Below are 11,533 nucleotides of genomic sequence, written 5' to 3'. Positions count from 1 at the left end.
TCCGCAGGGCAGGACACGACAAGAGATCAAGGCTCGCGCCCCGTGGCGGGGCGCGAGCGGCCGATGAGGGATCAGGGGCCGGAGGCGGTGTCCAGTTCGCCGCCGGTGGCCAGTATCTGGACCTGCTCCTGGGTGAGCGCGCCCTGGTAGGCCCACACGTCGTCGATGGCATCGGGCCAGAATTCACCGCCGAACCTGTTGCGGCCGACCTGCAGCCCACCGTTGGCTGCGGTGAACCCCAACACCTGGTCCTCCTGGGAGACGCCTAGTGAGCTCTCCTCAAGCTGGCCGTTGACGTACAGGCTCATCCGGTCGCGCAGTGCGTCGTAGACGAGCGCGAGGTGGTCCCAGTCCCACTCGGTGAAGGCCGAATGGTCGGCCTGACGCAGTTCGGAGGTGGCGGTGGAGTCGGCGTTGCGCATCTGGATCTGCCAGCCTCCGGCCTCAGGGTCGGCCGGGTCGGGCACGTACCGCAGAGCGAAGGCGTTGGCGTTCGCTCCCGCCTGCGAGAACACGGTCTTGGCCGCCTGCGGGCGGCCCATGTTGCGCACCCAGCCGGCCACCGTGAAACTCCCGTCGGTATGCACCGGAGGGGTGGCCGTCTCGGCGTAGGCCGCGGTGCCGTTGAGCAGCAGCCCCGCACTGGACACGTAGCGGAAGCCCGCGGCGGGGTCGATGACGGCGCCCGCCGCGAGGGTGAGGTGCTGGGCGCCGGCGGGCTCGCCCGCACCATTGACGTTGAGCTTCCAGCGGCCCTTCACCACCGGGTGCTGGGTGACGAGTTCCTCGGCCTCGACCGCGCCCACGGACCGGTCGTAGAGGCGCACGTCGTCGATCAGGCCAGGCCACTGGTCCACGTAGGCGCCCAGCCACCTGCTGCGGCCGATCTGCAGCCCGCCACCCGCGTGCCACACCGCCTCCAGCGGGCCGCTGTCGGTACCCTGCTCACCGTTGACGTAGATGCGCAGTTTGCGGGTGACCGCGTCGTGAACGCCGACCAGATGGGTCCAGGAACCGGCGGTCGCAGTGGCCTTGGAGACCGCCTGGTCCCAGCCGCTCGCGTCGGTGTCGGTCCTGGATTTGGCGAACACCCATTTCTTGATGCCGCCGTCGTACTTCAGGTAGAAGCCGCTCTTACGCAGCCCGTCCTGGGAGACGACTGTGTAGTTCTTGTCGAGCTGGCTGGTCTCCATGCGCACCCATGCCGACACCGCGAAGTTCTTGGTGGTGTCCACGACCGGTCCGTTCGTGGCGGCGTGGCCGGTGGACCCGTCCAGCCGCAGCGCCGTACCGTCCTGGCCGGCCTGCCCGAGCGTCGCGCCGCCCGACAGCGCGGCCTGGACAGTGGTGGCGGTGCTGTAGACGCGCCCGTCCCCGGCCTCTTCGTTCATGGGCCAGTACGCGACCGGATCGGCACCGGGTGGTGTCCCGCCCGCCGCGAGCTGCTGGGCCTCCTGGTCCGGCAGCGCCCGCTGGAACAGTTTGACCTCGTCGATGCCCCCGGGCCACTGGTTGACCTGGGCGTCGTTGTACTTGCTGCGGCCGATCTGGAAGGCGCCCCTGGCCGGCCAGGCGGTCACGCCGCTCACCGTGCCGGCGAGCTGCCCGTTGACGTAGAGGCGCAGCTGGCCGGAGGACCGGTCGTAGACGCCGCAAAGGTGCGTCCACGCGTTCAGCGATATCGGGGTGTCGCCCCTGGCGCTGTACCAGGCTCCCCCGCCGTCGCCGGCGGTGTCGGTGCTGGGCATTTTGATCTCCGGCTGCCCTGAGGGGAGGATGCCGAGTTGGAAGCCGCTCTGGTGCACCCCGTCCTGCGCCAGCGCGTTGACCATGGCGTACCTCGCCGGCCTGACCCACGCGGAGACGGTGAAGCTGTCGTCGGTGCGCAGCACGGGCAGGTTCGTCTCGGCGTGGCCGCTGGTGCCGTCGAGGGTGAGTGACGTGCCCACCTGGCCGGCGCCGCCCAGCGTGGCGCCGCCGCGGAGGTACGCCGCCGTGCCCGGGCTGCGGCCCGTCACGCTCGTCGCGCCTGCGGTCTCGTCCAGCGTGAACCGGGCCGCGGCCTCCGCGCCTGCCCTGGCCCAGAACTCGTAGGTGGTCGGTGCGCTGTTCTGGTGGGCTTGCGTGAACGCCTGAACGGTCAGCAGGTTGGGGCCGGATCGGCTGGGCGCCACGGCGACCTGGCGTGCGGCGCCGTTGCTCGTTGTGACGGTGGTGAGGGGGGCGCCGTTCAGCTTCAGCTCGTAGCGGGCCGCGGCCCTGGCCGGGTCGCTGATGGTGAACGTGCCGGCGTCGCCGACGCCGCCGTGCCAGCTCTGGTCACCGGGGTATTCGGCCGACGACACCGAGGGCGCGGCCGGTACGGAGGGGTCGTAGTAGAAGTAACAGCCGGTCTGGGCGCCGTCGTAGCTCCACGGGCCCCATTGGACGCCGTCCCATGCTCGTACGCCCCAGCCGATGAGCTTCTTCTGTGGGATGGAGGTGGGAAGCTTGATCTGGTGCCTGCTGCCCGAGGTCAGCGCCGGTGTCAGCGCTGAGGTCCATTTGGCGCCCCAGTCAGAGCCGTCGGCGTTGTTGGCCCAGTGCAGGGTGAACTGGCCTCGTACCTTATTGGCGTCCTCGGTGTCCGGATCCCACAGGTAGGCGTAAACCGTGGACAGGTCGTTGACCCACTGGGCCCCTCCCTTATCCACGCAATCGGTGCCCGGGCTGGCGAACATCGATCCGGTGTTGGGCTGGTGCGGCGGCCGGTTGTACTGGATGCGCAGGTAGGCGTCGTCGGCGAACCGCTTCCACCAGGCCATCGAGCTCTCGCTGTAGGCCTTCAGGCCGAAGGTGATGGTGGAATGCCCCTTGTTCACGGCGCTCTGCACGTGGGTGCGGAGCTTGGACCCGCCGAACTCGACCGGCGCCCGCGCGCAGTAGGCCACATCGCGCGAGGTCAGATGCTCAAGCCAGGCGTTCTTGGTGTTGTTCCAGGTCGCTGCGGAGGTGAGAGAGTTGGTCCGCCACAGTTGCACCGAGGTGGGGTTGTCGCAGTTGTAGGCCGCGGTTTCGTAGGCGACGAACTCGGCCGACTCGATGTACTTGCCTTTGATGGAGGGCAGCTTCATCCGGTAGAAGAGCCGCTTGGTCTGGTTCTTCACGCACCGGCCGTCCTTGGCGACCTCGCAGCGGCCCATGCCCTCGGTGGCGTTGCCGTTAAATTTGGGATAGTTCTCGTCGGGGTAGCCCGAGGACACCATGCCCCAGTAGTAGGCGGCGCTGGTCTGCCACACCGGGTCGATGTAGACGGGGAACGTGGTGTCGGGTGAGGTCAGCAATCCCTGGTCCGGGGTCAGCTCCAGTTGGCGCTCTCCTAGGCCGACCTGCACGTCGGCGGTTCGGGATCCTTCTCCCGGCCCCTTGCTCAGGTCTTGGGCGCGAGTGGTCATGCCGCGCGCCGCGTCCGCGGCGGGCGGTGAGGAGTCCCACATGACCGGGGAGGGCGCCTCGAACACGGCTTCCCCGGTGGTGCCGTCCTCGGCTCGCAGCATTCCAGCGGCGTCTCGGTCCACCGACAGCCGGGAGGTACCCAGGGTGAAGGCCAGCCGGCTCAGCCGAGGATCCCTGGCCGCCGCCGCCGTTTTGACCACGAGGGTGTGCGAGAAGCCGTCCGACAGCGCCCGTACGCGCAGATCGATGTCGCGCCCCAGAACACCCTGGTAGACGGCGCTGTCCTCGTCCAGGACCGGCTCGGGTAACGTGCCAGGCCACGACAGCGACAGTTCGCGGCCCGCCCTGGACATCCGCACCAGCGGCTCCTGCCCGCCGCCGGACAGCCGCAGCCCGACAGCGGTCGCGGCCGGGACGATTCCGGAACCGTCCCGCCGCAGCGAGGTGTCGATGCTGACCCACTGGCCGTCGTGGCGGGTGCGCACCGGCCGCAGGTGCTCGGTCACCTCGAACCGTCCATTGGGCAGGACCATGACCGTGCGGTGCTCGCCCCGCTGTGACAGCACCTCCACCGGCCGCCCCGACTTCCGCGCCAGCGTGGCGGCGGTGTAGTCGGTCACCGCTGTGTCGGCGGGCGGCTCCTTGGGCGGTTCCGTGACCGCGGCCGCACCCGCCTCGGACCCGCCCACGCTCAGGCTCGCCAGCACGGCGAGAACCGCCACGCCCTGGGCCATAACGCGCCTTAATCGGCCTATGCCGCCGAGCATCACCAGCATCGCGACCCGCTCTCCACACCCGTCCTGATGATCAGAAACTAGACGGGGCATGATCGTTCGGCCATTCGGCGCTAGATTGAATCTTGACTACAACCATCGCGGTAGTCGCCGCCGGGCAGTCAACCTACGGTGTACGCCCGGGCATCGGTGGTGCTTCGTGTTCCATCAGTCGAGCTCGGGCGCGAGGTCCCCAACCTCGGGCGTCCTGTTGGCACGAGCGGTGACCAGGCCCGTCTCATAGGCCAGGACCACCGCCTGCGCACGGCTGGTCAGGTTGAGCTTGGCCATGGCCCGGTTGAGGTGGGTCTTCACGGTCGCCTCGCTGACGACCAGCTGTGCCGCGATCTCGGCGTTGGCCATACCTGTGCCCACAAGGCGCATCACCTGCAATTCGCGGCCGGTGAGCAGGCCGAGATTCGGCACCTCGGAAGACAGGCAGGCAGGTCCGCTCCCTTGCGTGTACGCCTCGATCAGGCGGCGGGTGACACTCGGGGCGAACAGCATGTCGCCGGCGGCGACCATGTCGATGGCGGCCAGGAGGCGCTCGGGCGGGGAGTTCTTCAACAGGAAGCCAGACGCTCCGACCGACAGCGCCGCGAAGACGTATTCGTCGAGATCGAAGGTGGTGAGCATGACCACCTTCGGAGGCGCCTGGCGGGCCTGCGCCAGCATGCGGCGCGTGGCCTCTATCCCGTCGAGGCGCGGCATGCGGATGTCCATCAGCACGACGTCCGGCCGGGTGGCCGCAGCCAGCGACACCGCCTCGTCGCCGTCCGCTGCCTCCCCCACCACCTCGAGGCCGGGTGCGGCACGCAGCAACGCGGCCAGGCCCGCGCGGATCAGGATCTGGTCGTCGACGACGAGCACACTGGTCATTCCAGGTCTGCCCCTTTCACCTGAGCATTTCCGCTTTGCTGCGCGCCGCCCGGTGGCAGGGGCAGGGTGAGCACGACCTCGAACCCGCCCTGGGGGCGTGGCCCGGCGATCACCGTTCCGCCGTACAGCCTGGCGCGTTCCCGCATCCCCGGCAAGCCGTGCACTCCGGCGTCCGAGGGCCGGGCGGCGGGTGGCGGCCCGGCACCGTCATCGCTGACGCGCACGGTCAGGCCGGCCGCGGCGTATTCCAGTTCGACGACGGCGCTGGCCCGGCCCGCGTGTTTGAGCACGTTGGTCAGCGACTCCTGGACGACCCGGTAGACGCATTGGTCGGCGCCCGGCCCGACCGGCCTGGGCACGCCCCGCACTCTCACCTCGACCGGCACCCCGGCGGCCCGGACCCGGTCGGCCAGTTCGTTCAGCCGGGCCAGGCCGGGAGCGGGAGCGTAGCCGGGACCGTCACCGTTGGTGCGCAGCACGGCCAGAAGCCTGCGCATCTCCTCTTGGGCTTCGAAGCTGCTGGCGGCGATGGTGTCCAGGGCCGTGCGGGCCATGCCGGGGTCGGACGAGAAGACGTACCGGGCCAGTCCGGCCTGGACAGACACCACGGACATGTGGTGGGCGACGATGTCGTGCAGTTCGCGGGCGATGCGCACGCGTTCCTCGGTGACCGCCCTGTTGGCCCGGTCTTCCTGCTCGCGCCGTAGTCGCGAGCTGAGCACTGACACCTGGCGCCGGTCGACGCCGAAGGCCCACATGACCATCACCGCCAGGGTCTGTCCCAAGGCCGCCGTCACCGACACCAGCTGTGCTCCTGCCACCAGCACCAGCAGCCCGACGGCCGCCGAGCAGATCAACGACACCTTCACCGGCCGTCGCGCGGTCACCGTGTACAGCGCCACCAGGGACGCCCACGAAGCCATTGGTGGGTAGCCGAGAAGCAGGTAGACCGCCCAAACGGTCCACGTGACCATCAGCACGATCATCGGGGCGTGACTGCGCCAAGCCAGTGGCAGGTTTCCCAGACAGATGAGCAGAAGGGCAAGAGTATCGAGGGGCGGCCAGCCAGGCTCGGAGAACTGGGTCGCCGACCCGTAACATGCCCCGGTGAGCAGCACGGCCAGAGCGGTGTCGAGGACCCGCTTGTCGATCCTGTGGAGCCGCTGCGCGCGGCCGCGCAACCACGTGATCACCGGTCGGAGCATAGAACCCGCCGCCCCGCTTCGTCATCGGATCAGAGGCTGATCCCGGCTACCGCCGTGGTCGGCCTGTCTTGCCGGCCGGCAAGCGGCGACTGCTGCGGAAGGTGGACATCGCGGATGTCTCCCACGGTGGGTGTAGTGGATTTCGACGACTGTGGGTTGATGATCGCGGGCGGGAGCGGCGGCTATCGTGTCGGCGCCACCAACGCACGCGCCGAAACGAGGAGAGACATGCGCCGAGGCACGGTCCGCTGGTTCAGCGTCTTCCTGACCGTTGCGAGTGTGTCCGGGACTCTGTCCCTGGCCTCCCCGGCTGCCACCGCCGCTGCCCGGGACGGCCTCGCCCCCGTCGCCGACACCTATGTCGTCACGGAGGCGCCGGGCAACGTCTACGGGACGGCGGCCAAGCTGGCGGCCTCCCACTGGAACACCCCCTGGCACAGCCAGGCCTACCTCAGGTTCTCGGTGCCCGCGCCGCCCGCCGGGCGAAGCATCGCCTCGGCCCGGCTGGAGATGCTCTACCAGAAGACCGAGCAGCAGGCGAGCGTCACCGAACTGCGGTCGGTGGCCGACAACTCCTGGACCGAGTCCATGACGTACGCGTCCCGTCCCGCCGTCGGCCCCGTCGTGGCGACCGCCACCCTGCCCGCGCCCGGCGCCACCGCCATCAGTTTCGACGTGTCCGCCACCGTGCGCGCGGCCGGCACGTACTCCTTCGCGATGACCAACCCCACCGCCCAGTCGGCGACCGTCGTGCACTCACGCGAGGCCGGTGACCTGGGCCCTCGCCTGATCGTCTCCTACGCCGGGCCGACTCTGTGCGGGGCCTCCTTCGCCGCCGAAACCGGCGAGACGTACCAGCAGGCGCTGGCTCGCGAGGACTCCCTGTTCGGCGGGCTGGAGGCGGTGCGCGTCTTCTACGGCGGGCTGCCGCAGCCCTGGCCCGGCAAGCTGGACGCCGGCAACCGCCCCATGGTCATCTCGTTCAAGGCCAGCCCTGGTGCTGTCCTCGCCGGAACCCATGACGCGGCGATGCGCACCTGGTTCGCCGCGGCGCCGCGCGACCAGGACATCTACTGGAGCTTCTACCACGAACCTGAGGACAACATCAGGAACGGCGAGTTCACCGCCGCCGATTACCGTCAGGCCTGGAGCCGGCTGGCCGCGCTGGCCCGCGAGGCGGCCAACCCCCGCCTGCGCGGCACGCTCATCCTGATGGGCTGGACGGTGGATCCGGCCTCCGGCCGCAACTGGCGCGAGTACTACCCCGGCCGCGCCGCGCTCGACGTGCTGGCCTGGGACGTCTACAACTACGACACCACCGCCGCCAAGGGCCGCTACCTTGCTCCCGCCACCCTGCTGGATGCGACCTTCGCGGTGAACCGGGCCGAGAACCTCCCGCACGGCGTCGCCGAACTCGGCAGCCACATCGCCGCGGGCGACGACGGCACCGGCCGGGCCGCCTGGCTCGCCGACATGACCGGCTATCTCGAGCGGCACGCCTCGGTGTGGGCCCTCTACTTCGACCTGGACTGGCCCACCGGCGACTACCGGCTGCGCGACCCGGCGAGCCGCACCGCCTGGAGCGCGTTCTGCTCCTGACCGTCGCGGTATTCGGACTTCGGCCGGTTCCTGAGGCCGATACGGGTGAGGTGGGGGAGCCACAGGAGCTCACCTCATCCCGATGCCACGGGACACTCCTGTGACCTGCCGCACCTGCCGGTAATCCTCACCGGTTACTTGCAACTCGGACGCCAATTCCTCGGCCGGCTGCCGGGCTCAGCGCGCCCACGATCTCGCATCACCTGAAGACCCTGCGCACCGCCGGGCAGGCGGGACTGGCGGGAGGTTACTACCTGCGCCGGGCCGAGTCAGCTTCGTCATCCTCGGCTTCTTTTTCCCGGGTTAGCGTCCACGGGAGTGGTGTACGGGTTTGAACCCGTTCGTCACCTTGGCGCCCGTAAGGGAAGATCGATGTGACATGAGGGCGGCCACTCCGCGATCCTTCACAGCTGTCGAAGGCATAAGAAGGAGAACGAGAAGTGGCCGCTAAAGACATTCTGCCTGCTGAGGGTGAGTGGTTCGATGAGACCCTCGCCACGGCGTCGCCTGATGTGCTGCGCGGCCTGGTGGCCCGCGGTCTGTCCGGTGTCAGTCTGGTGATCTCCGACTGTCATGCCGGGCTGCGCGATGCGATCGCCTCCACCCTGCCCGGTGCCTCCTGGCAGAGGTGTCGCGCGCATTACGCCCGAAATTTGGCGACCTGCGTCCCGAAGGCGGCTCAGCCGTGGGTGTCGACCATGCTGCGCACCGTCTTCGAGCAGCCCGACGCCGCCTCGGTGCGGGCCCAGCACCGCCAGGTCGTCCAGGCACTGGAGGACAAGTACCCCAAGGCTGCCGAGCATTTGGACGAGGCGCGCGACGACATCCTGGCCTTCGCCGTCTATCCCAAGACGGTGTGGCGGCAGATCTGGTCGAACAACCCGCAGGAGCGGCTGAACAAGGAGATCCGCCGCCGCACCGACGTGGTCGGCATCTTCCCGCACCGCGAGGCCATCGTCCGGCTGGTCGGCGCGGTGCTGGCCGAGCAGCACGACGAGTGGACCGAAGGCCGGCGCTACCTCGGCCTGGAAGTCCTCGCCGACTGTCGCAAGGCCGCCGAGAGAAAGGCACAAGCAGACACCACTGATGCAAGTGTGACTAATAGTGCTATTGCTGCTTAAATAGGATTTTAGATCGCAGAGTGGTTGAATCTCATACACCACGATCTTGGACGCGGCCGCTCCCGGGAACGGCCGGGCGGAGCGTGGCAGCACGCCTGGGCATCGCTACGTCTGTTCTCGCCCGCCCAGTTCAGTTCGCTGCCAGGCCGTATGATGCCCGGCCCCCCGACGGTGGCTACCTACTTTGTTGATCGTCTGTCAAAGGAACGTCTCGCGGTCGCCCGCGCGAACTGGCCGAGCAGGGACTGGACGCCGGCCCAGGAGGCCGGCCGCAGGAAGGGACGCGCTGGGACGAGCCGGTCGCCGGCTACGTCGCCGACGGTCGACATCCCGCGGAACGCGCCCACCTGCAGGGATGATGGTCGCATGGACGTGAACGAGGTGCTGTTGCCGGGCGTCGGACTGCGGTATGAGTTCACCACCCAAGCGGGGGACCGGATCGGCGTGGTGGCCTGGCGTACCGGCGAGTTCGAGGTGGTCGGCTATGCCGGCGACGACCCGGACGAGGGCTCGCCACTGTTCCGGCTGAACGAGGACGAGGCCGAGGCGCTGGCCCAGATCCTGGGCGCGCCCCGGATCGCCGAGCGGTTCGCCGACCTGACCCGGGAGGTGCCCGGGCTGAGCTCCGAGCCAGTGAAGGTGGGTTCAGGTTCGCCTTACGTGAACCGCCCACTGGGACACACGCGAGCGCGCACCCGCACCGGAGCCTCGGTCGTGGCGATCGTGCGCGGGGAGGACGTGATCGCCTCGCCCGGCCCCGACCATGTACTGCGGCCCGCGGACGTGCTGGTCGTGGTCGGCACCCCGGAGGGGATCGACGGCGTCAAACGCATCATCCGGGGCTGATCGCGTGCACGTCTCGATCGCGCTGCTGCTTGAGCTGGGCCTCATCCTGACCGTCCTCAGTCTTCTCGGGGCCTTGGCCCGCCGCGTGAGCCTGTCGCCGATCCCGCTCTACCTGGTGGCAGGCCTGACACTCGGTGAGGGGGGCCTGGTGCCCGTCCCCGCCGCCGCAGCGTTCGTCCACGCCGGGGCCTCCATCGGGATCGTGCTGTTGCTGCTGGCTCTGGGGCTGGAGTTCTCCATCGGCGAGTTCGCCGCGAGCATGCGCCATCACCTGCCGTCCGCCGGCGTGGATCTGCTGCTCAACGGCATTCCCGGCGCTGTGGCGGGCTGGTTGCTCGGCCTGGACGGCGTCGGGGTCCTGGCGCTGGCCGGCGCCACTTACATCTCCTCCTCGGGGATCATCGCCCGACTGCTGGGCGACCTGCGGCGGCTGGGCAACAGGGAGACCCCGTCGGTGCTGTCGGTGCTGGTGCTGGAGGATTTCTCGATGGCCGCCTACCTGCCGGTGCTGGCCGTGCTGGCCTCCGGCGGCCTTTGGTGGCAGGCGCTGGCAGGCGCGCTGGTCGCGGTCGGGGCCGTGCTGGCCGCTTTCGCCGGCTCCTTCCAGTGGGGGCACCACATCGGCCGGCTCGTGGAGCACCCGGACGACGAACAGCTCCTGTTGCGCGTGCTCGGGCTGACCATGGTCGTCGCGGCGCTGGCCGAGTACGTGCATGCCTCGGCGGCAGTGGGCGCGTTCCTGGTCGGCCTGACCCTCACCGGACGGACCGCCGAGCGGGCTCGTGCCGTCATAGCACCGCTGCGTGACCTGTTCGCCGCGGTGTTCTTCCTGGCCATCGGCCTGTCGGTGGTTCCCGCCGACCTGCTGCCAGTGCTGCCGGCCGCGCTGGTGCTGGCCGTGGCCACCGGGCTGACCAAGATCCTCACTGGCTGGTACGCGGCCTCCCGCGACGGAGTGAACCGGCGCGGAAGGCTGCGCGCGGGCGCCGCACTGATCGCCCGGGGAGAGTTCTCCATCGTCATCGTCGGCCTGACTGGGCCCCAGCTTCCCACCCTGGCGCCGTTGGTGACCGCCTATGTGTTCGTCCTGGCGGTCACGGGGCCGCTCATCACCCGCTTCGCCGGCGCCCGGCACCCCAGGCGACCCGTTGACCAGCAACGGGAATCCTCGTCTGCGTTACGGATCGGCCGGTGCTCGTGGCCCGCGAGGGGCGATCGATGTGGAGATGCCCCGGACTTCCATCAGCGGATCTGTCTCGCTGGGCGCTCAGCTGTCCTGGGCCGACGGGTACCGGCCGGCCTGGCGGTAGACGGCGGTGGGGTAGCGCAGCATCTCGTCGGCGTCCGGGGGGCTGCAGGACGCGGTACGTGAGCGCGCCTGCCATCATGTCGATCAGCACGTCGAGGTCGGCGTCCGGGTCCACCAGGCCGTCCTGCTGGGCGCGCCTGAGCATCGCGGTGGCCAGTTCGCGGCGGGGCAGGATGTAGTGCTCCCAATAGACCTTCATCAGCCGCGGATGGCTCACCGCGGACCCCATGGTGCTCCGTCCAGCCAGCGGGTGATCTCGGCGGCGCCGCCCTTGCAGGCCAGGTTGCCGTCCGGGCGCACCAGCATGGGCGGTTCGTCTATGCGGAGCGGGACAACCTGGTCGCCGAGCCGCCTCGAAGGCGGCGT

The 11,533-nt window shown here is 69.5% G+C and carries 7 protein-coding genes and 2 pseudogenes; 5 read left to right on the top strand and 4 right to left on the bottom strand.

Annotated features, from left to right (window positions below):
• Positions 1–71: 71 nt before the first annotated feature.
• From AB0K05_RS25310 to AB0K05_RS25300, 3 genes are all read right to left on the bottom strand, one after another.
• Positions 72–4,157 (bottom strand): LamG-like jellyroll fold domain-containing protein, encoded by a 4,086-nt coding sequence (locus AB0K05_RS25310; protein WP_364232188.1) that lies wholly within the window; start codon positions 4,155–4,157, stop codon positions 72–74.
• A gap of 219 nt (positions 4,158–4,376) precedes the next feature.
• Positions 4,377–5,087, bottom strand: a complete 711-nt coding sequence (locus tag AB0K05_RS25305; protein ID WP_364232185.1) for a response regulator transcription factor — start codon at positions 5,085–5,087, stop codon at positions 4,377–4,379.
• Positions 5,084–6,280, bottom strand: a complete 1,197-nt coding sequence (locus AB0K05_RS25300; RefSeq protein ID WP_364232182.1) for a sensor histidine kinase — start codon at positions 6,278–6,280, stop codon at positions 5,084–5,086. The genes AB0K05_RS25305 and AB0K05_RS25300 overlap by 4 nt, the downstream gene beginning before the upstream one ends.
• 240 nt (positions 6,281–6,520) lie before the next feature.
• Here AB0K05_RS25300 and AB0K05_RS25295 point away from each other — a divergent pair, with 240 nt between their 5' ends.
• The 5 genes and pseudogenes from AB0K05_RS25295 to AB0K05_RS25275 all read left to right on the top strand — a co-directional run bounded on the left by AB0K05_RS25295 (position 6,521) and on the right by AB0K05_RS25275 (position 11,230).
• A complete protein-coding gene (locus AB0K05_RS25295) occupies positions 6,521–7,891 on the top strand; it encodes a DNRLRE domain-containing protein (RefSeq protein WP_364232179.1) in 1,371 nt (456 codons plus the stop codon).
• Between the two features lie 155 nt (positions 7,892–8,046).
• Positions 8,047–8,226, top strand: coding sequence for an ArsR family transcriptional regulator (locus AB0K05_RS25290; protein WP_364232637.1), 180 nt, complete (start codon positions 8,047–8,049; stop codon positions 8,224–8,226).
• 183 nt (positions 8,227–8,409) lie between these two features.
• Positions 8,410–9,012 (top strand): annotated as a pseudogene (locus AB0K05_RS25285) (transposase); the annotation flags it as partial.
• A 366-nt stretch (positions 9,013–9,378) separates the two neighbouring features.
• Positions 9,379–9,858 carry a cation:proton antiporter regulatory subunit gene (locus AB0K05_RS25280; RefSeq protein WP_364232634.1) on the top strand — a complete coding sequence of 160 codons (480 nt, stop codon included), beginning with the start codon at positions 9,379–9,381 and terminating at the stop codon, positions 9,856–9,858.
• A gap of 4 nt (positions 9,859–9,862) precedes the next feature.
• Entirely contained in the window at positions 9,863–11,230 is a 1,368-nt protein-coding gene (locus AB0K05_RS25275) for a cation:proton antiporter (protein ID WP_364232177.1), read from the top strand.
• Between the two features lie 28 nt (positions 11,231–11,258).
• Here AB0K05_RS25275 and AB0K05_RS25270 read toward each other — a convergent pair.
• A pseudogene (locus AB0K05_RS25270) lies at positions 11,259–11,366 on the bottom strand (TetR family transcriptional regulator); the annotation flags it as partial.
• Positions 11,367–11,533: the final 167 nt, after the last annotated feature.

Origin of the sequence: Nonomuraea sp. NPDC049486 (genome assembly GCF_040676925.1) — a bacterium.
In the GTDB taxonomy this organism is placed as follows: Bacteria; Actinomycetota; Actinomycetes; order Streptosporangiales; family Streptosporangiaceae; genus Nonomuraea; species Nonomuraea ferruginea.
The sequence above is the reverse complement of the archived record's forward strand: the minus strand, read 5'-3'. Positions and strand labels throughout refer to the sequence as shown.

Bases quoted from the DNA above. Each gene is read 5' to 3' on its own strand.
- AB0K05_RS25295 (WP_364232179.1), top strand. From the start codon at position 6,521: ATGCGCCGAGGCACGGTCCGCTGGTTCAGCGTCTTCCTGACCGTTGCG.
- AB0K05_RS25305 (WP_364232185.1), bottom strand. From the start codon at position 5,087: ATGACCAGTGTGCTCGTCGTCGACGACCAGATCCTGATCCGCGCGGGC.
- AB0K05_RS25280 (WP_364232634.1), top strand. From the start codon at position 9,379: ATGGACGTGAACGAGGTGCTGTTGCCGGGCGTCGGACTGCGGTATGAG.